The 20,018-nt window shown below is 41.2% G+C and carries 21 protein-coding genes; 4 read left to right on the top strand and 17 right to left on the bottom strand.

Going from position 1 to position 20,018, the window contains the following annotated elements:
• Window positions 1–34: 34 nt before the first annotated feature.
• Window positions 35–1,147, bottom strand: coding sequence for a Glu/Leu/Phe/Val family dehydrogenase (locus AC6JA8_RS17485; protein ID WP_497974954.1), 1,113 nt, complete (start codon window positions 1,145–1,147; stop codon window positions 35–37).
• Window positions 1,148–1,231: 84 nt separating this feature from the next.
• Between AC6JA8_RS17485 and AC6JA8_RS17490 the strand changes: the two genes are divergently transcribed.
• Window positions 1,232–1,561, top strand: coding sequence for a 2Fe-2S iron-sulfur cluster binding domain-containing protein (locus tag AC6JA8_RS17490; RefSeq protein ID WP_102245098.1), 330 nt, complete (start codon window positions 1,232–1,234; stop codon window positions 1,559–1,561).
• Here AC6JA8_RS17490 and AC6JA8_RS17495 read toward each other — a convergent pair.
• The 7 genes from AC6JA8_RS17495 to AC6JA8_RS17525 all read right to left on the bottom strand — a co-directional run bounded on the left by AC6JA8_RS17495 (window position 1,553) and on the right by AC6JA8_RS17525 (window position 6,803).
• On the bottom strand, window positions 1,553–2,113 hold the full coding sequence (locus AC6JA8_RS17495; protein WP_497974955.1) for a hypothetical protein: 561 nt from the start codon (window positions 2,111–2,113) through the stop codon (window positions 1,553–1,555). The two genes, AC6JA8_RS17490 and AC6JA8_RS17495, sit on opposite strands and share 9 nt — an antisense overlap.
• A 138-nt stretch (window positions 2,114–2,251) precedes the next feature.
• Window positions 2,252–2,533, bottom strand: coding sequence for a hypothetical protein (locus tag AC6JA8_RS17500; protein ID WP_102245100.1), 282 nt, complete (start codon window positions 2,531–2,533; stop codon window positions 2,252–2,254).
• Between the two features lie 100 nt (window positions 2,534–2,633).
• The gene (locus tag AC6JA8_RS17505) at window positions 2,634–3,617 is read right to left on the bottom strand and encodes an NAD(P)/FAD-dependent oxidoreductase (RefSeq protein ID WP_497974956.1); all 984 of its coding nucleotides are present in this window, start codon (window positions 3,615–3,617) and stop codon (window positions 2,634–2,636) included.
• Window positions 3,618–3,637: 20 nt separating this feature from the next.
• The gene (locus AC6JA8_RS17510; RefSeq protein ID WP_497976891.1) at window positions 3,638–5,005 is read right to left on the bottom strand and encodes a hemolysin family protein; all 1,368 of its coding nucleotides are present in this window, start codon (window positions 5,003–5,005) and stop codon (window positions 3,638–3,640) included.
• Between the two features lie 93 nt (window positions 5,006–5,098).
• Window positions 5,099–5,578, bottom strand: coding sequence for a hypothetical protein (locus tag AC6JA8_RS17515; RefSeq protein ID WP_497974957.1), 480 nt, complete (start codon window positions 5,576–5,578; stop codon window positions 5,099–5,101).
• On the bottom strand, window positions 5,575–6,354 hold the full coding sequence (locus AC6JA8_RS17520; protein WP_497974958.1) for a hypothetical protein: 780 nt from the start codon (window positions 6,352–6,354) through the stop codon (window positions 5,575–5,577). Before AC6JA8_RS17520 ends, AC6JA8_RS17515 begins: the two co-directional genes overlap by 4 nt.
• Complete coding sequence (locus tag AC6JA8_RS17525; protein WP_272868931.1) at window positions 6,342–6,803, bottom strand: NUDIX hydrolase; 462 nt, start codon at window positions 6,801–6,803, stop codon at window positions 6,342–6,344. The genes AC6JA8_RS17520 and AC6JA8_RS17525 overlap by 13 nt, the downstream gene beginning before the upstream one ends.
• A 42-nt stretch (window positions 6,804–6,845) precedes the next feature.
• Here AC6JA8_RS17525 and AC6JA8_RS17530 point away from each other — a divergent pair, with 42 nt between their 5' ends.
• Window positions 6,846–7,841, top strand: a complete 996-nt coding sequence (locus tag AC6JA8_RS17530; protein ID WP_497974959.1) for a tRNA dihydrouridine synthase — start codon at window positions 6,846–6,848, stop codon at window positions 7,839–7,841.
• Here the strand turns inward: AC6JA8_RS17530 and AC6JA8_RS17535 are convergent.
• The 6 genes from AC6JA8_RS17535 to ftsY all read right to left on the bottom strand — a co-directional run bounded on the left by AC6JA8_RS17535 (window position 7,768) and on the right by ftsY (window position 12,821).
• The gene (locus AC6JA8_RS17535) at window positions 7,768–8,268 is read right to left on the bottom strand and encodes a hypothetical protein (protein WP_497974960.1); all 501 of its coding nucleotides are present in this window, start codon (window positions 8,266–8,268) and stop codon (window positions 7,768–7,770) included. The two genes, AC6JA8_RS17530 and AC6JA8_RS17535, sit on opposite strands and share 74 nt — an antisense overlap.
• Window positions 8,265–8,951, bottom strand: coding sequence for an SDR family NAD(P)-dependent oxidoreductase (locus tag AC6JA8_RS17540; RefSeq protein ID WP_497974961.1), 687 nt, complete (start codon window positions 8,949–8,951; stop codon window positions 8,265–8,267). Before AC6JA8_RS17540 ends, AC6JA8_RS17535 begins: the two co-directional genes overlap by 4 nt.
• 169 nt (window positions 8,952–9,120) lie before the next feature.
• On the bottom strand, window positions 9,121–10,680 hold the full coding sequence (rny, locus tag AC6JA8_RS17545) for a ribonuclease Y (protein ID WP_102245108.1): 1,560 nt from the start codon (window positions 10,678–10,680) through the stop codon (window positions 9,121–9,123).
• Between the two features lie 21 nt (window positions 10,681–10,701).
• Window positions 10,702–11,265, bottom strand: coding sequence for a 5-formyltetrahydrofolate cyclo-ligase (locus tag AC6JA8_RS17550; protein ID WP_497974962.1), 564 nt, complete (start codon window positions 11,263–11,265; stop codon window positions 10,702–10,704).
• A gap of 8 nt (window positions 11,266–11,273) precedes the next feature.
• Window positions 11,274–11,582, bottom strand: a complete 309-nt coding sequence (locus AC6JA8_RS17555) for a hypothetical protein (protein ID WP_497974963.1) — start codon at window positions 11,580–11,582, stop codon at window positions 11,274–11,276.
• A gap of 90 nt (window positions 11,583–11,672) precedes the next feature.
• On the bottom strand, window positions 11,673–12,821 hold the full coding sequence (gene ftsY / locus AC6JA8_RS17560) for a signal recognition particle-docking protein FtsY (RefSeq protein ID WP_497974964.1): 1,149 nt from the start codon (window positions 12,819–12,821) through the stop codon (window positions 11,673–11,675).
• A gap of 106 nt (window positions 12,822–12,927) precedes the next feature.
• Between ftsY and AC6JA8_RS17565 the strand changes: the two genes are divergently transcribed.
• Window positions 12,928–13,899, top strand: coding sequence for an amino acid--tRNA ligase-related protein (locus tag AC6JA8_RS17565; protein ID WP_497974965.1), 972 nt, complete (start codon window positions 12,928–12,930; stop codon window positions 13,897–13,899).
• Here AC6JA8_RS17565 and AC6JA8_RS17570 read toward each other — a convergent pair whose 3' ends face one another.
• From AC6JA8_RS17570 to AC6JA8_RS17580, 3 genes are all read right to left on the bottom strand, one after another.
• The gene (locus AC6JA8_RS17570; RefSeq protein WP_497974966.1) at window positions 13,900–14,709 is read right to left on the bottom strand and encodes a hypothetical protein; all 810 of its coding nucleotides are present in this window, start codon (window positions 14,707–14,709) and stop codon (window positions 13,900–13,902) included.
• A 68-nt stretch (window positions 14,710–14,777) separates the two neighbouring features.
• Window positions 14,778–14,978 (bottom strand): hypothetical protein, encoded by a 201-nt coding sequence (locus tag AC6JA8_RS17575; RefSeq protein WP_497974967.1) that lies wholly within the window; start codon window positions 14,976–14,978, stop codon window positions 14,778–14,780.
• Window positions 14,965–16,302, bottom strand: coding sequence for a sigma-54-dependent transcriptional regulator (locus tag AC6JA8_RS17580; protein WP_497974968.1), 1,338 nt, complete (start codon window positions 16,300–16,302; stop codon window positions 14,965–14,967). The genes AC6JA8_RS17575 and AC6JA8_RS17580 overlap by 14 nt, the downstream gene beginning before the upstream one ends.
• Window positions 16,303–16,490: 188 nt before the next feature.
• Here AC6JA8_RS17580 and AC6JA8_RS17585 point away from each other — a divergent pair, with 188 nt between their 5' ends.
• On the top strand, window positions 16,491–20,018 hold the full coding sequence (locus AC6JA8_RS17585; protein WP_497974969.1) for an Ig domain-containing protein: 3,528 nt from the start codon (window positions 16,491–16,493) through the stop codon (window positions 20,016–20,018).

Raw genomic sequence — 20,018 nt, forward strand, 5'->3', positions numbered from 1 at the left:
AGCTTTGGCTTGGTGACCTAATTGATTTTGATAATTAACGAGAACGAGACTTACGTCCTGGGAATCTATGGCTTAGGTTTCCTAGGTACTTCCCTCTGATGTTCTTGATTGACTGGATTCTTTGCTCAGCCATTAAATCCGTAGCTTTATACACCGGAATATTTTGCTCATCAGAAAGCTTGAAGATCTTTAGAGTTGTATCGTAGATCTTGTCTACCATCTTAGTTGCCTTCTCAGCTGACCATCCTTCGAACTCGATAGAAACGTTCATTACCCCACCTGCATTGATCAGGTAGTCTGGAGCGTATAGAACGCCTTTTTCTTTCAGGATATCGCCGTGACGGTTTTCTGCAAGTTGGTTGTTAGCAGCACCACAGATGATCTTAGCTTTGATTCTGTCGATTGTTTGATCGTTAACAGTTGCACCAAGAGCACATGGAGCGTAGATGTCACACTTCACGTCGTAGATGTCGTTTAGACCAACGAATTCAGCGTTAGGCACAGCTTCTTTGAAACGAGCGATGTTTGCTTCGTTCATATCTGTGAAAAGAACTTTCGCTCCTGATTCGTATAGGTGTCTTCCTAAGTGAGTTCCAACTGAACCAGCACCTTGAAGAGCAACAACTTTTCCTTTTAGTGAACGGTCACCGAAAACTTTAAGAGCTGAAGCTTCCATCCCACGGAATACACCGCGAGCTGTCCATGGAGAAGGGTTACCCGATCCACCATTGATTTCAGCAACACCAGTTACGTTGTTTGTTTCAGCGAAGATGAATTCCATGTCGTCAACAGTAGTGTTAACGTCTTCAGCTGTAATGTAACGGCCGTTAAGTGATTCAACGAATCTTCCGTATGATCTAAATAGCGCTTCAGATTTATCCTTTGTAGGATCTCCCATGATAACCGCTTTACCACCACCAAGGTTAAGACCCGAGATAGAGTTTTTGTAAGTCATACCGCGAGATAAACGAAGAGCATCTTCGATAGCGTCGTCGATTGATTTGTAGTTCCACATTCTTGTTCCACCTAGAGCTGGTCCAAGAGTAGTGTTGTGAATCGCTACGATAGCTTTTAGGCCGCATGAAGGGTCAGAGAAAAATACCACTTCTTCGTGTCCCATTGAGTATAGTTTTTCGAAAGTAAACATTGTCATTCCTCACTTTTGAGTTGGATAATTTTGCATCGTGTTTTACAATTGGGAAGATATTATTCTTTGAAGGATAAAATAAATATGCCCACCGTGTTAGTTCACCTTCCGGGTTCCTCTGAATCTCCCAATGAAAAGGAGCCTTCAAAGCCTCGTGAATACAAAGTTAATTTAAGCCAAATCTTATACGATGAACTAGATCGTCAAAACCTGAGTTTGCCTCATGGTTGCCTGGCCGGCTCGTGCGGGTCATGCCGCATTGAAGTTATCAAAGGAATCGAAAACTTATCCCCTATGGGTGTGGTGGAAACAGATACGATTGAACACATCAAAGGCTCTTACCCTGGAAAGACTGTCCGCCTCTCTTGCCGGGCAAAGGTGCTTGGCGATGTGGAGATCGCCCCTCTAAAGTAAACAATTATCGTCTACTAATGCCGTTCCTTTTTGTTGAACGTAACCCATCACTTCTGCTTGAGTCACTTCTCTATTGAGATCAGAATCAAGTTTTAAGAGAAAACGTACGCGGTCTGATTTCAAAGTCGGGTTTACTTCACCCAGGTTCTCGAGAATCAACTTATCATTGCTGTTATTGTCCTGAGCTTTAATCACTTCGAAGTTTCCGCTTAAATTCATTGTGAAAACATTTTGATCTGTATTGCCCGCTCCCGGGTATTCTTTGTAAAGCGCTTGGTATGTTTTTGTCTGTTCATCGAGTAACACTTCCAAAATACCAACAAAAATATCGTCCCCACTCATCGCTAGTGGGATGAGGCCAAAAGATAAAACGCGGTGAGTGATTGGCAATGAAGTGCATGAGCCAAGCTGTTTGTGATAGGTCAGAGAAAAAACATCTACCTTCAGAGCTTCTTCCTGCTTTATCGCTCCCGGCTTAGGAATATTACTTTCAATTTTTCCCGCGCACGAAGAAACAAGAACCAGCAGTAAAACCCATAAGACGTGTTTCATTTTTTCCCCTTGATAAATAAATTTATATTATTAAACCAAGTTGAGTTAATTACTGTCAATAAAAAATAGTGAATCAAAAAAAAGGCCCTGTATTAAACAGGGCCTCTTCTTTTTTAATTTGATTAAATGCTCAAAGAGCTAAGTGTTTTTCAAGCTCGTTTGTGAGTGCATGTGGCTAACACGCTTTTTTTGAATTTGCGCTTTAATCGCTCGCAGTGCTTTTGAAAAACTTCGATAGAGAAATGTATCTTCCTTTTTAGCGAAGTAAGTTCTAGTTTTAGTTTGTAGTTTAATGTTAGTGCTAAAGTGACCTGCAGGGTCTTCTTTAACATCGATTTCTACGTGCGAATTTCTTGGCGCAATTTTTTCGATTTCACTTGTCGCCTCATTTACCATATCTGCAGTATTGAAAGTTTTCATGCTGTCATCCTCCATGGCTGACGTGTTAGTACATAGGAAGTTAACCATATTGGTTATCTTCTTAGAGATACTTTACACCCATACTGCTCTATATGATCTGTCATAATAGTGAGGCTTCAGTTCGCTTTTTTCGACGGATTAAAGTATTGATATCATCAGCAGAATCAACAGCTCCATCCCATGCGGTATATATTTGTTTTTTCGTGTTTGCTCTCAAATCCCCTGCGACATACAACCCATCTACACTTGACTTACCTTTGTTATCGGTCACCACAAAACCTCTTTGGTCAAGATTGGCCCCTAACATTTTTGCCAGTTCATTGTAGACGATCATCCCCAGTGCGATGAAAGCGTAATCAGCTTCAACTGTTTTATCTCCACAGACAAAACCATTTAGGATTTTATTTTTCGGATCACCTTTAATTTCAGTAATCGCTTCAGTGACAATTTTAAAATTGTATCTCTTCATCAGCGCTGTTGTTTCTTCATCAAAACTCGGCGTCTCTCCATTGGTAAGAATAGTGACTTCAGGACATTGATAGCGCTCATATAACATGATCCCAACCCAGGCCGCTCCTGAGTTGTGCCCAAAGATCGCAATCTTTTTATTAAGCACGTGGTGCCCGTCACATCTTAAACAGTAATCTGCCAGCTGAATGTTGGCGTATGGGTAGATCGTTTCAATTGATCCTTGAATCGTCGGCTGAACATCCATCACTCCCGTACATAAGATCACGTAACGGGCCTGGTACACTTCATTTTTGTTATCAGTTAAAGTGAAGAGACCATCTTCCTCTTTTTTGACGCTGACAATTCCGGTGTTCTTTTTCCAGATAAGTTTTTCTTTGAAGGGACCAGCGGCCAGCCAGTCGAGAGATTCTTTATTGGGTTCGTCGATACCTTTTTTGTATTCAAGATGTCCCGGCATGTTTTCAACTTTCGTCACCCAAAAAGCGCGAGAACGCTTTTTATCTTTTGGTGAACCCGGAAAAAAAAGGCATTCATCGTTGTTTAGAACTGTTCTAAGAACGGCCATGACTCCAGCGGAGCCTCCGCCAATTACCGCTACATCATGAATTTTCATATGAGAATCCTAATTCAAATCTACTCTTTTTCTTGCAGATTAAGCGAAGCTTCGATGTCGTTTTTCTCTACGAGTTCAGCGTGCTCTTTCTTAGAGAAAATATGCTTTTCGCCATCGACGTCTTTAATACGTATTTGTTTGATTACGTGCTCTTCAACGATTTCTAAATTAAACGATAATCCTTCCCAAACAATGATCTGATCCTGTTCAGGGAATGTGTTCCCCAACATATCAAGCATAAATCCGGCCAGTGTTGAATAGTTATCATTCAAAGGAATCTTAATGTCATAATCACTATAAAGTTCTCTTAAAGAAATATCCCCGGCAACGACAATACCGTCCTCCAGGTTAGCTTCCTCAAGCCCCTTTTCAATTTCTTCAACGTCATCATGCTCATCATGGATTTCACCGAAAATCTCTTCGATAATATCTTCCAGAGTTACGATACCGACAACCGTTCCGTTTTCATCCTTTACTAATGCCAAGTGCACTTTCTTTCTGTTCATGTGATCAAAAACCGACTGGATCTTCATGTGTTCGTAAACGAAGAAAGGCGGCTTTAAAAGTTTTTCCATTTTAAAGTTCTTCTTTTCTTCATCAGTAACAAAGGCCAGGTCTTTTACGTGCAGGAATCCAACGATGTTTTCGAGCTCTCCATCAACAACCGGGTAACGTGAGTTTCCAGTTTCTCTCACGTAGTTCATCATCTCTTCAAAGCTCCATGTTACTTGCGCGTAGTTAACTCTCACTCGAGAAATCATGATGTCTTTAACTTTGATCATTGGGAATTCAAGAATTGAAGAAAGAAGATCGATTTGTTTTGAGTCCATCGTTCTTTCTTTTTCAGCTTTTGAAATCATGAATTCGATATCATCTTTAGTGACCATTCTTCCGGTAACTTCAGCACTGTCTCCTAAAATTGTTCCGATAAACCAAACGATTGATTTGATCACCGGGTACAGAAGATAAAAACAGATTTGCAGTGAGCGAATAACAATGACTGAGAATTTTTCAGCGTGTGTTCTACCAATGGTCTTCGGGATAATCTCTCCGAAGATAATAATGATAACTGTCGTTAAACCGAGAGCGATACCAACGATACTACTTCCGGTGTAAGCTGCCGTGATAGATGTTGTAATCGATCCGGCAAGAATGTTGGCGATGTTATTTCCTACAAGGATAGTTGCCAGAAGCTCTGATGGCCTTAAGATCATAAAGGCCATAGCTTTACCTTTAGCTCCACCTTCTTCAATAAGCTGGCGGGCACGGTCTACACCGATAGATAAAAGTGCGGCTTCAGCTGCTGAGAAAAAAGCGGCTGCGATAAAACAAAGGATGAGAGCGAAGATTTCGTAGGAAGAGACTAAATATTCAAGCGGGGGTTCTATGGAAAAGTCCTGGTTAAGTTAGTAACGAGTAAACAAAAACTAATCTAATCATTATACAGGAAGGTGCCCCCGAAGTCTAATTGCGACCTATTATCAATGATCTAGAGGCTTGCCATGGAAGTTGTGGTCAGAATAAATGATGCGATCATTCATTTCATGGTTAAACCCCGGAATTTCCTCAATATTCTTCACGTTCCTGAAGATCGTTTGGCATTTATAACAGATAGCGATGACCTGCAGCCTTCTAAATAAAAAGAAGTCCAAAGCATACAGGAACACGAAAGTGCTTAAGTACCAAAGCGGATTAATCCCGAAGTAAAGGAGTACTGTTGAAATAATGGCCGCAGAAACGAAGAGAATCACTCCCAGCTTTCTGTTGAAATCTTTTTGCGAGTAAAAGTCTTTTCTCTCACACGACGGACAGTCTTTTAGAATTCCTTCTTCATGATTGTGATCAAATTTCACTTCCTGCTCTGTCTGACAAACATCACACTGAATTTTGTGCGCGCTTGCTTCAGGGTAAACGTGAACGCTTGATCCGCAATGTTTACATGTGAATTGAACAGTCATCATATATAAAGCCCGTAGTTAAAAAAGATATAAGTTGAAACCAGCTCTCCAATGAAAACGAAAAACGTCATCGCGTAGAGAATCCCAGTAGAACTTTGAATTGATCTTAGTTTTAAAAGTTTCCAATTAAAATATGTCATTCCCAGAATCACTAAATAACCAAAAGACACTCTCATCGTTAAAAGCATCCAGTTAAAAGCATACCCCGCTCCAAGCTGTGTTTGCTCTTCAAAGAAATCGTAGTTATGCATCAGTGAATAAGAACTCCAGATGATTTTCACTAACAGGATAGCCCAAGTGATCACAGCTGCAACCTTAAGGGGCTGCTCTGAAAGCTTGGGAACAACTAAGTACCAGTGACCTAAAACCATTGAGTAAGTGATCACTCCTAGAAATAGCGCCGCTGAAATAATAAAAACTGAATTAAGAATATTGAAACTAACGAGTGCGCACAACAAGTACGCTAGAACTGCACTATGAACGACATACAATCCCCACATAAGCGGTGATTTATCATCTTGATGAAGTGTGGTGATTAAAATCATCGCCACTAAAGAGATTGCTTTTAATCCAAAAGTCAAAGTTGCCATCCCACCCGGTGTTACACCTTGAATGACCATGGAAATAACCAGCGCACCGATGGCCGAGTTGGCCAGAAGCTTCATCAGTCCTGCACCAGTTAACTTTGTTGAAGCGATTGGTGAAAAAAGAATCAGCGACCAGGCCACTGATAAAAGGAAGAAGTCTGCAATCGTTTTAATAAAATCTACTGTTGCCATAAATACTGAAGCGCGCCCTGTTCGAATTGAGTTTTTATATATACAGCTAAATCATCGATAATGACATGGTTTATCGGGGGAATCTTCCCTTGTAAAGAAGCTGATTTTTCATTGTATGGGATTGTGAGCCACTGCCCTTTTTCGGCCGGTAAGTCTTGGAATTTTGAAATGAAGACGAATAAACAAATATTCTTATGCTCTACTGAGTAGTCCTGGTACTTAAAAAGAACCAGCTTCTCATCCTGAGGAAGAAGCAGATCCACTTCCTCGTGGACTTCCCTTCTGCAAGCTCCTTCCGGAGTTTCGCCTACTTCGATCTTTCCACCTGGAAATTCCAGCTTCCCATAAAGGGCCCCCTCTTCAAGGCGCACTTGGGTCCAGACCTTAAAGCTTTCGGCCTCTACGTCTTTGATAAAAATCGCAATAGAAACGGTGAGATTTTTTTTCAAGTATCTTTTCCTTTGAATGGGTTCCTGATACTAACATGCTCGATGAATAATTTCGACGTGTTTCCTAAAAAATCCCTGCTCTTTGCGCCTATGGAAGGCATCACCGATGAGCCCTATCGCATTGCTCTCATGAAGACTTTTCCTGAGTGGGATCACCTTTTTACGGATTTTTTGCGCGTTCCAACTGTCGGTAAGGTGACTGAGAGAATGATCGTCGAACACTACGGCGAGCGCATCCTGAAAAATCCTGAATGGCGAAAGAAAAACTCATTCCAGATTCTCACCACAGAGCGCGCGCAAACAAAAGATGTCGTCGATATTCTCGAGTCACTAAAGATGGATCATTTGGATTTAAATCTTGGATGCCCTTCTAAAAAAGTAAACTCGCACTTTGGTGGTGCTTATTTATTATCTAATCACAAAGCACTTTCACATGTGTTAAAAACCATTCGCTCAAACTTCACCGGGCACTTCACAGTTAAGATGCGCATCGGTTACCGCGACGACAGCAATTTCTCGGACACTCTTAAATTGATCCAGGACGAAGGCGTTGAGGCCATCACTCTTCACGCCCGCACACGCGATCAGCTTTACAAAGGTGTCGCCGACTGGAGTTACATCAAAAAAGCCGTTGAAGAAGTGCAAGTTCCACTTATTGGAAACGGCGATATCTGGATTGCTGAAGATATTGAAAAAGTCTTTAAAGAAACTAAATGCCACTCAGTCATGTTTGGAAGAAGTGCGCTGAAAACTCCATGGCTAGCGAAAATTTATAAAGACTACGTAGAAGACGATGGCAATATCGACGACACTTATCTTCTTTATGAAAGAAAGAAATATCTCGAACTGTACTTTGATGCTTTGATGTTTGAATACAGACAAATTGGCTGGGCAGACAACTTAATCCTTAAACGTTTTAAATCTTTCTCGCGCAATTTATTTGATGATTATGAAGACTTCGAAACTATTCGAGGCTCTTTTTTACGTGCTGAGACTCTGGAGCAGTTTCTTGGGCATCTGTATGCTCTAAAGGGATAGGTGGAAGCTCATCGCGCTTTCTCTTAGAAAAAAGATAAACAGCTTCAAAACAAAACGATCCCAATAGCGTAAAAAACAAATTCCCCTTTCCTCCCACCATAAATAACAACAGCGTAAAAATCACTGGCGAAATAGCTCTGATGAAAGATGAAGCGTACGGAACACGTTTTAAGTTGATGAACATTTGCAAGTAATGATTTGATCTCACAACAACAGCGAGAAACGAGAACCTGTTATTGCTGGTTAAAATCTGCTCTTTAAGCCCGGGAGTCAAAAGAGCAAAGTGCCAGGTGAAGGCCGTTAAAAAGAAAATGATATTTAGGAAATCGAGATTTAAAAGATAAAGAATTCCCCAACAAATAGCAAGATTGGTAAAGGAAATGATGTAGTACCTTGCCTTTACTGAAAGCTTTTCCCACAATTTCATTTTACGATTCCTTTTTTATGTAAAAAAGCAATCTCCGGAAATTGAACATGTCTCGGACTTCTAGTCACCATCTGGAAAACATGCATGAAATCATCTACGCCCATCATTTGATCACGTGGTAGATCCATATCGCCTTCTTCCCAAATCGGAGTAGCAATCGCTCCAGGCATAAGAGTGGAGAAACGCACACCTAGATGCGCCCACTCTTCTCTTAGAGATTCAATCATTCCATTTAAGGCAAACTTCGAAGCACTGTAGGCTGAAATATTCGCCAGTCCTTTTTTAGAAGCAATCGAAGACACTGTCACAATATGAGTTTCATCTTCCACGATGAAGTCACTTGAATGCTTCAGGATATGAAAGGCCCCTACAACGTTAGTTGTAAGGTGATCTGTAAATTCTTTGGTTGATGTTTCCACTAATGGAGACATTTCAAAAATACCGGCATTTAAAACGATCATGTGCAATTCATTGGTGTGATTGCCAATGAGTTCGTACATTTCTTCAACTGAAGCTTCGTCTTTGATGTCGCAGATAATGTCGATAAAATTTGGATTATCAATAGCTGTGCCTCGGCGTGAAACGCCGATGACAGTGTAGCCTTCTTCGAGAAGGAACTCGGCCATTTCGAAGCCGAGACCGGATGAGGTTCCGGTTATAAGAGCATACATACTATCTTCCATGACTACCTTTTTACTTCTGTCGTCGGAACTCTAATACGTGAGTTTCCCTTTTTACATTTTCAAGCACTGTCAAAACGCAACTGCGGTTGCGTTTTGTCCGCCGACTCCATGATCTCTATCTTACATCAAGGCAAAAAAAATGCAGCCCAAAGGCTGCATTTTTTATGTATTACTTCGCGATACCTACCGCTTTTGTTTCTCTTAGTACTGTGATCTTAATTGTTCCAGGATAAGACATCTCTTCTTCGATCTTCTTAGCGATGTCACGAGAAAGCATGACTGTTTCCTCATCCGTTACGCGATCGTTTTCTACGAATACTCTTACTTCACGTCCACCAGAGATTGCGTATGACTTCGAAACACCTTCGAAGCTGTTTACGATTTCTTCGATGTCCGTTAGACGAGAGACGTATGATTCCATCATTGCTTTACGTGCACCTGGACGAGCTCCTGATAGAGCATCGGCTGCAGCTACAAGGTGAGCAAGAACTGATTCTGGTTTTTCATCATCGTGGTGAGCACGAACTGCGTGAACGATGTCTGGAGACTCTCCATATTTCTTCAGAAAGTCAGCACCAACAACGGCGTGAGATCCTTCTGCTGAAGCGTCGATAACTTTACCTACATCGTGAAGAAGGGCTGCTCTTCTGGCCTGTTTTACGTTTAATCCAAGTTCAGCGGCCATAGCTCCACAAACGAATGCGGCTTCAATAGCGTGCTGGTATTGGTTTTGAGTGTATGAAGTTCTCCATTGAAGAGCTCCGACAAGTTTTAGAATTTCAGGGTGGATACCGTGAACTCCGATTTCCATTTGAGCTTTTTCACCAAGATCTCTTAACTGTCTTTCCATTTCAGCTTTAGATTTGTCATGGAATTCTTCGATTTTAGCTGGGTGAATACGTCCATCGGCGATTAGCTTTTGGATAACCATTCTTGCAATTTCTTTTCTTACGACGTTGAAAGAAGAGATAACGACAACCTCTGGAGTATCGTCGATGATAAGATCCACACCACAGATTTGTTCGAACGCGCGGATGTTACGTCCTTCGCGACCAATTAAGCGACCTTTAACATCGTCACTTGGAAGTTCAACTGAACCGATAGTTTTTTCACCAACGTATTCACCGGCAAATCTTTGAATCGCGATTCCCACGATTCTTTTTGATTTAGCTTCTGCCTCTTCTTTTGTTTCTTCTTCGATTCTTCTTAAAACTTTAGAGAAGTCTACGCGAGCTTCTTCTTCCATTGCGCGAAGTAGTTCACTCTTAGCTTCTTCTTTTGTCATTTGAGCCACCTGAGCAAGGCGGTCAGAGAACTCATCTTGTTTCTTTTTAAGTTTAGTTGCTTCTTCTTCGTGAAGTTTTTTAGAAACTTCAAAAGCAATTTCTTTTTCTTTTAGGACTTTTACTTCTTTGTCATGCTCTTCGATTTTGCGGTCAAGAGTTGCGTCTTTTTTCGCTAGCTCGCGCTCTTGGTTTTTAATTTCGTTAGTACGGTTGTTGATCTCACGGTCTGATTTTTCTTTTTCTTCACGTGCGATTTCTTTTGCTTCCTGACGGGCCTTGTACTTGATTTCATCGGCAGACTTCTTAGCCTTTTCAATGATGTCGTTTCCTTTACCTTCTTTTTCTTTGATATCTTTTTGAACTTGGGCGTTCTTTACCACGTAGCCAATGACGGCTCCGATTACGGCAAACAGAACGGCTGCCAAGATTACCGAAATATTCATATATGAGACTCCTTCTAGCTTCTATCGATTGGTTATATATACTTCCTGGTCAGTGACCACGAAATCCATTTTTATATCATGTGCTTCAGTTGGGATGTCATTTTCCATCTGCACCTCAAAAGCGACTCCGATTTTAATCACCGGATGCGACTCGAGATACTTATCGTAAAACCCTTTCCCACGGCCCAACCTTTCGCCCTTTGTTCCAAAGCCTAAACCTGGAATCAAAAGAACCTGAGGTTCTACAACCTGAGCCTCTGCTTTGGGCCCAAAGATTGTCACCCCAAAATCCTGACTTTCAACAAGCTCAGAGAGGGCTGCCTTTTTAAAAAGCATCGCACCTGATTCGAAAGCGGGGTAAGCCGTCAGTTTATGAAAACTCTCATCAAGAGATGTGAACCATTTTGGTTCGCGCTCAATGGGAGCATAAACTCCAATAACTAATTTTTTTTGAATAACGCCAAGGTCGTTTAAGAGCTGGTGAAGATTTGAGGACAACTTCTGACTTAACTTAAGTTGCTCTGACTCATTCAGGACTCCGAGTTTTCGCTTAAGGGCCAATCGAAGTTCTGTTTTCGTTCCCAAATAAACTCTTAACGGGTTGTGGGAGAAACCTCTTCGATATACTGAAGGGCATCGACTGCGGTTAAACGCAGTTGAGTGATATTTTCGCGGTACTCTTTTTCCAGGGCCAACTTCTCACCTGCAAATTGAAGTGCAAGCAGGACTGCCACCTGGTGAGGTGCCAACTGCGGTGATTGCTTAAATATATTTTGAGCCGAAGAATTGACAAATCCGACAATATCACTAGGACTAACACCAACAAGTCTCTCATCTTTTTTGAGCTTGATTTTGTAGCCTAGTACTTCAAATACTTCTTGAATTTCTCTTTCGTTATTCATTGTATTAAGAGTAAACGATAGAGGAATTTTCGTCAAACAAAATGCCTTGCGTATAAGAGTGAAAACCCTCTTATTTCCCTGAGTTTGGCTTTAGTTTCCAAGAAGAGCATTCAAGTAGTCATCGACATTGAAGACATCTAAATCCTCTGCAGTTTCCCCTACGCCAATGTAAGCGATTGGAAGTTTTAACTGAGAGACAAGAGTCACAGCACTTCCGGCCTTTGAAGAGCCATCGCATTTAGTGAAAATCAGGCCAGTTAGGTCTAGAGTCTTATGAAACTCCTCCGCTTGACGAAGAGCATTTTGACCAGTGATTGCATCAATCACCAATAGAATTTGATGAGGAGCAGTTGGATCAAGTTTCTTTAAAACGTTCTTACTCTTAGCAAGCTCGTCCATCAGGTTTTCCTTCGTATGAAGTCGCCCTGCTGTGTCGAGAATACAGTAATCAGCATTTACATTCATAGCTGCTTGAAGAGCGTCATAACCAACTCCCGATGGGTTAGCCCCTTCTTTGGCCCTAATCATCGTGGCCCCTGCACGGTCACACCAAACTTGTAGTTGGTCGACAGCTGCAGCTCTAAAAGTATCACAGGCCCCAACCACAACACTTGCCCCTTGAGCGCGAAGTTTTGTCGCAAGCTTTCCAATCGTCGTTGTTTTTCCGGCACCGTTAACACCGACAACGATAATGACTTTTGTTTTACCTGAGTCGTTTTTATTAAATGTGTAAAGTGAGTGATCAACTGTTTCCTGAATCGGCTTCATTTTATCTTTCAGGAAATTAAACAAGAAAGTCTTGAAGCTGTTTTCATCCAACTCGCCTTCTTTCGTTTTCTTTTTTACTTCTTCAATCAGCTCAGAAACAGTCGCTGTTCCAATGTCGGCGCTGTAAAGCAGCTCTTCGATTGATTCAATGGCATCGTCATCTAGTTTTGGTCCAGAGAATAGCCCTGAGAGTTTTCCCCAGACTTCCTGGCGCGAGCGGCTTAAACCAAGTTTTAGTCTTTCGCTGAATGAGATTTCTTTTTTTGGCGCAGGTGCAGGAGTTGGCGCTGGTGTTGGTGCTGGAGTCGCTTCAGTTTGAGCAACTGGAGTTTTTTCTTCAACCGGGGCTTTCGTAGTTAGCGTTGGAGTTTCTTCTTTTTTTGGAAGCTCTGGAGTTTTTGGTTTTTTCTTAAAAACGACAAAGGCAATAACAATAACCAAGAGCCCGACGACAACGTATAACCAATCCATTAAAAATCCTGTGCTTAATTAAAAATTCAAGAGAGCTCAAGATAATTGAAGAGACCCTTTTTTTCAACTTGCATAGCAGAGGATTTGTCATATATAAGTCCTTAATATGCGTAAAGTTAAACTGGCCGCTCAATTTCAAATCCTTTGGGCGATAAGACAATTTTTTATCCAAAGAAATTTTGTGGACGTTTTACCTCCTCCGATGGTGCAAAACCCGGGAATGGAGACCCATATCCACCCTTTTCAGGTGGCCCATGCGCGCACGCAGTCTTTAAGCCCGTGGTACTTAAACACTTCGCCAGAGTTCCATATGAAAGAGCTTCTTTCACTGGGCTTTGAAAATATTTTTACTCTTGGTTACTCATTTCGTGATGAACCCAATGCTCCCAACCACCGCCCGCAGTTCTTAATGCTGGAGTGGTACAGAACAGGTGCCCACTACACGAAAATCATGGAAGACTGTGAAGAGCTTTTTAAATTCACTCTCAACTCGCTTAACGAAAAAAATCTTCCAGTTGATCAAACGCTTTTAAAGGCAAAGTTTGAGCGCGCGACGATTCAGGAACTTTTTTTAGATATGCTAAACGTAGACATCCTGAATTTCCTTGAGACAAAAGATTTAAAAGAATTGATTGAAAAGAATTTCAAAGATGTTCCTCTTCCAGTTCAAGGCGAAGAGCTCTCTTGGGATGATTATTATTTCCTGCTTTTCTTAAATAAGATTGAGCCGCATCTGACTCACTATCCATACTTGCTTCTCTATGAGTTCCCAAATCACCTAAGTGCTTTGTCGACTTTAAAACCTGAAGACCCGAGAGTGTGTGAGCGTTTTGAAATCTATTCAAAAGGTGTTGAGCTGTGCAACTGCTTTAATGAACTGCGCGATCTAAAAATTCAAAAAGAGAGATTTCATTTCCAGGCAAAAGAAAAAGAAAAGCTTTATGGGTATAAGCTTCCTGAGCCGCAAGTGCTTTACCAGGCAATGGAAAGAGGTCTCCCGGTTTCCAGCGGGATTGCGTTGGGAGTTGAGCGCTTGTTAAAAATCCTGACTGATATTGAAAACCCGTTTTGGGAATAACTACATCATCGAATTAAACGCTGAGTGAATTTTGATGATAAGTTCAGACTTAATATGCTGAAGTGGCACTTTACCTGCCCATGCTTTGTGCTCAAGAGCTGAAGTCTTTTTACGAAGTGGGTTTGACCAGATTTGTGGGAATCTAGTCGCTAAGTCTGATGACATGATGGCATACCATCTCTCTAAGCCGTCGCGGTCATCGCCGAAAGCATCGGCTACCTCTAAAGCCTTTTCAGTCACGAGTCTCTTTAAAGTAAAGACACTCATACCTTCAAAGCTTTTCTTAACAACTTTTTTTCCAAAATATTTATCATAGAAATAAACCGCAAAATCAGCGGTTGCATTTTTAACTGGTTTATCCCAGTTTTCCATTCCGGCATAAGTTGAATCAAGAACCAGCGAACGGTAAACGCCTTCACGTGTTCCCCCTTGAGAAAGAACGTTTAGGAATTTTCCAAGTTCATCATCGTTTGGTTTCTCTTGTCTGGTCGCTTCGTAAAGTTCTTTAATGTAAGCGTAGTTGAATTTTTCTTCAACTTCCGGCTTTAAAATAACTTTATCTTGTTTCTTGTTGTAAACAGCAGTCGAACGAGCATCGTCCACGATCTTTGGGATTGCAGGCATTGGCACTTCGTCTTTTGGAATAAATTTATCGGCACCGATTAACTTAACAGTCCACTCTTCTCCCAGAACTTTCATTAAAGTCGGGCGCATTTTCTCAACGAATGATTTTTCTTGAACCACTTTTTGGTCTTGGGCATATAAGATATGGATTGATAATGCCAAAGCGAAAATCACAGCTAGTCTCAAGAAATCCTCCCATTGAGTATTGGATGAATCCAGTTTAACTGCGATTTGAATATTTAATAGATGGAAATTTAGTTCTTTGTGTTTCGGTAAAGGATTAACTGCTCTTTTAGCAAAGAAAGTTTCTGTTCTGTTAGTGGAAGGATTTTATCAACTAATTCAGGGTTCTTTTTCCACTCATCGCTCATTAATTCCAGCGCACTTAAAAGTGAGGACAATGTTGAGTTAATATCGTGAGAGAGAACGGCCTTTGATTCATCAAGATTGGACACGGGCCCCTCCTTGAGTTTTGATATTTGTCATAATTCTATAAAATGAATTATTAGAAAGCTTCAGGTCTCCCAAAGTCTTTCTCACTCTATCATTGTTTTCGGCCAGCACCTTTTCTACGATTTCGGCCTCTAATTTTTCCAGGAAATTGGCCAACCCCATTTCCTTAACCGCAGCGATATCAATCTTTTCTTTTACTGCACCTGATGCCTTTGTCAAAAGGCCCACAAGGTCTGCTTTTTCAATGATCCCTTTATCGCTACTTCGTAAAATTTCAATCACTTTCTGCAGTTCACGCACATTGCCCGGCCATGAGTGACTGAACAGTTCTTCTTTGGCCTCAGCTGAAAGAACAATCCTTCTCTTATTCTGTTTTAAAAAGTGAGTAACTAAATTCCCCAGGTCATTCTTTCTCTCTCTAAGAGGCTTAAGCATGATGTTGAAGCCTTCTAAGCGGAAAAGGAAGTCTTCGCGAAACTCACCATTTTTCACTTTCGTTTTCAGGTCTTCGCAAGTGGCACTAATTAACCTGAAATGACTTTTTACCGGCCTTTCCGAACCAACCGGATAAAAAGTTTTTTCTTCAATTGCCTTAAGTAATTTTTTTTGTAGGTTCAGAGGAAGAGTGGCAATCTCGTCGAGGAATAAAATCCCCCCATCGGCCAGTTCCATCAATCCTTTTTTCGTTTTAATCGCACCTGTAAAGGCACCTTTTTCATGTCCAAAAAGCTCTGACTCAATCAAGCTTTCTGAAATTTCTGAACAGTTTAAATGAATAAAAGGTTTTTCACTTCCTACCAGCTCATGAATGTATTTCGCCAGAAACGTTTTTCCCGTTCCTGTCTCTCCGGTAATGAGAACCGGATGCTCTCCGTAAACCGCTTGTTCAATAAGCTTTAACTGTGCCTCAGTCTCCGGGTCATTTGTCATCAATGTATTCTTTAATTTCCCTAAAAGATCTGATTGTGAATTTTTATATTTTGAAAGAACAGACTCAATAGCTTGCTTAGTAAATGGCTTGGATAGAAAATCGCGACAACCTAAGAGGTAAGCCTCTTCAATGATACTCTCTTCTTCTCTTCCACTTAAAACGATCGTGTGAATATTTTTGCTTTTTAACTTTTTGATAATTTCAAAGCCGGCCAGCTTAGTTTCCAGGTCCAGATCAACAAAGGCCAAGTCAAATGATCGGACATCCAAAAATGCCAGGGCATCCGAAGCTTTTTCCGCTTCGGTGACCTTGTGTGAGAGCTCTAAGCGGCTCTTTAAGCTGAGTCTTGAGAGGAGATCGTCTTCGACTAAGAGGATATTAAGTTTAGTATTCATGTAGGCATAATAGATAGATTTTGTGTAGGGTTCAATAACTCTTCAAAAAGGCTATAAAAATTCCCTACTGCCCACTTTTAGACTCAATTAAATTGTTGATTTCTTAAGTCAAGTTTCAATAAAGGACTGATTTCATTTTGTTTTCCATCATTCCTAAATATTTATCCGATTTTCACGATAATAGAAGTATGAAAACGTTAAAAACTACACTCACGCTTTCCCTATTTACCACTCTACTTTTGACTGGTTGTATGCCCGACAGCTTGACCAAGTTCAAAAAGGATCCGCCGAAAAAAGCGGAAGTAAAAACAGAGGAACCTCCTACTATTGTTGATAGTGGTGGGAATACAATTGATGTTGGTACATTAACAGATCCGACGACGTTTCAGTATTCTGATGAAATCAACAGTGCTTTAGTTACATCTGCTAATTTAAAACTGGGTGAAAAAGTTGATCTCAGCGCCGAATTTGATGGTAGTGTTGGTGAAGCAAATAAAGTCGCTTCGATTATGAGGGGATGTAGTATCTCTCCTTCTCTTCCTTCTGGACTTACCCTTGACACCACAAAGTCAGCAACAGGTTGTTCTATTACAGGATATCCACTAACTATCTCTACAGACTCTCTGAACCCAGGTGCGCCAATTACTTATACCGTTACAATGAGCTACTTAAGTAATGCAGGGACAGTTAAGACAATTTCAACTTCTATTGCACTGGCCGTTTATACTCCTCCTGGGCAATTTGAATATTTACAAAACGAAAAAATTCTTCTTAAAGTTGCCCCTCTTTCTGGCTCTATTAGTGGAGTGACAACGAACGCAGATGTAGATGCGACTTATACAAGAAGTGGTTTCTTGACAACTGCAAGTGGTGTAACTGGAGTCGTAAAGTATATTGATCCAGATAACTTTAAAGTTGGTATTATTAAATTAATCCCAATCAGAGTTAATAATTTTGCTCTTCTTGGTCTGCCGGCAGACGAATATCCAGGGCTACTCACTCCACGATTCATCAGTGCAGCTGGAGGAAAGTCGGCGAAAGTCATTCGTGCCGTAGCTGCCACAAGTACTATCTATGTTGAAATGATTTCTTCAAAATACTTCACCGCTGGTGATGTTCTTGATGACACAAAAACATTCGCTGCTTCTACGGGAGCGACTGTTGCTGCCGTTGACTTAACAACTGGGTTTAAGAGAGTAAACGCAGCACCTAATATTGACATTGATAACAACGTTCAGTATTTCCTTTCAGCAATGACGGGCTCTCAAGTTTCTCGCGTTTACGAAGTTACTAAAACTTTCGGAACAGATATGCCGAGGTTAACTTTCTCAACAATTGCTGCGACTGGAGTCATGACTCCAGCTAACGGGGTTAAGTATACTGTTGCTCCGGCCCTTCCAAACGGATTATCCCTAAATGAAGACACTGGGGAAATCACTGGTGCCTTCGTTGACAGTCTAGATCCTGCCTTCTTTACAATTAAAGCGACAAACCCATTAGGAGTGACAAGCACAGATATTGGGTTGAGTTCTATTAAAGCACCTCTAGATTTAAGCTATACAAATAGACAGCTGGTTGCAGTTAAGAACACATCGAAGTTTATTGAAAGTGAAACAATTCTGCAGCCAATTGCATCTCCGAGTAATGCAAGTATTTCGGGACAAATTATCCGCAAGTATGACAGAGGAAGCGGGACTGATGAGAACCGTTACAAACTTGCGATTGATGCTTCTAATGGTTACTTCTCTGCTGGTGCAAGCTTAGATAGCGGGAACTTTTTCTACAGTGAAAAATCTTTTATCCCAGTTTCTGCAATCGCCCCGACAGCTTCAACACTGTCTACTGTGCCTATCAATGTTAACTACAACCTGGCCATCACAGTTGGTACATCTGCTCCTTTCACAATTGGCGGCTATGTCTCTACTCCACAAGGAGCTTTAGGAAAAGTTGTTGCAATTGAAGGAACAACTCTATTTGTTCAAAGCTTAACACCTGGAACATCTCCTTCATTTGTTGCTTTCCAGGAAAGAAACGGTGGTGTAGCAAATTCAATTGATAATGCTGCAACTTATGCTGCCGCTGAAACAACGATCACTCAAATTGAAGCCGGAACTCTGACTGTGACAATGAGTTCAATTGCTGGTACTCCCGATTTCACAGCTGGGCAAGATATCACATCGTCAGGAAAACTGGCCGCGTATATCTTTGATTCAAATCAGACTGATCCCACTATACCGGTAGACCCAACAATTATTAGTCTAAGTAACGTTTCAAGACGTCCAGACTCAGTTCCTTTTCTGAGAAATGCTCAGACAGTCTATGACAATGAAAATGAAACAGGTGCTAACACAGGTGTCATTACCAACGTAGCAAACCAAAACGTTTATATCGCTGAGACAGGAAAGTATCTTGAAATCAGAGCTAACCTGACAGAAGGAAACAGCTTAACATATAGTGTGTCTCCTGCTCTTCCGACAGGACTTTCTTTGAATAAGGCCACAGGTCTCATCAGCGGTACACCAACAGTTAGAACAACTTTAAAAACATTCGTTTTAACTGCAACAAACTTGATTGGTAAATCATCATATGTCATTCAATTAGAAGTTCGCGATTACTTTAAAATTGCTGATTCTTCTGGCGCAACAACTTTCCAGCTACATAAGTATGGTAAGAATATGCAAGCACGTGGTTGTAAAATCAACGCCAACGATATTCTTGAAGCCCGCGGAATGCTGGATGTAAGATGTTTCCTTGATGCTGAAGAAGAAGAGCTTCACAATACTGATTTAAAATTCACTTCATCATCTGGTGCGGGTGTGTGTGAGTTCATTCAAGTTGAACCATATAACTTTCAACAATGGTCTCCATTGAAAACACCTGCTTCAAAAAGATTAGTTACAACAAGTGGATGTGCTGCTGGATCAGGCGCAGGTCTTCCTGGCTCAGAAACAGGTACATGGGTAAATTACACTCCGACTGCTGAATCTGATTGTGATGGTAATTACGCTAGTCAAAGTGGTCCAAATTGTGACGAAGGTAGATTCACTGTTGTTAACTACGTCGGAAGTAGTTCTGACCCGACAAACGCTCCAACAGCATGTGATGTTCTAACTCCTGAGTCTCCAAAGGTCGTTACTTGTGGTGGTAAAAAAATTAGCTGTCTAAATGGACCAGTCACAGATATTTTAACTGCGCCTGAACTTGAACAAGGCTACCGCTCTCTGATTTACTCGACATCGTCAGGAGCAATCGTTAACAATACGTTTAAGAGCCCATACTCTAAGTTATTCTATACAAACTTAAGAGTGGCAAACTCTTCAGTGAAAAATAACTGTACAGCAACAAACTCTGATGCTGATTTGTGGGAAACCCTAGCAAGATCAACGGCGGCGACAACTGCTCCATACGGAGAAACGCAGCCATTCTACACATTCAATTGTCTTGATGGTGCAAAAGATATCAAGGCAAGAATCAGACTGGTTGTGCGTGACTGGAACAAAACATTTAAAGTTAACTCTGCAATTGATTTTGACCTACCAGGAGCGCTGGCAAACGGTACAGCTCTCATGAACAATACTGATGTTGTCTTTGGTAAGAGCAATAACGACTACTATGACTGGGATGATGCTTACAACGGTGCAGCTGCCGGCTTCGTCGGAACCTGTGCAGACCCAACTGGTGGTGCCCCTTATCAATACCCAGAAGGCGAACTATAA

This window comes from Bacteriovorax sp. HI3 (assembly GCF_059738875.1).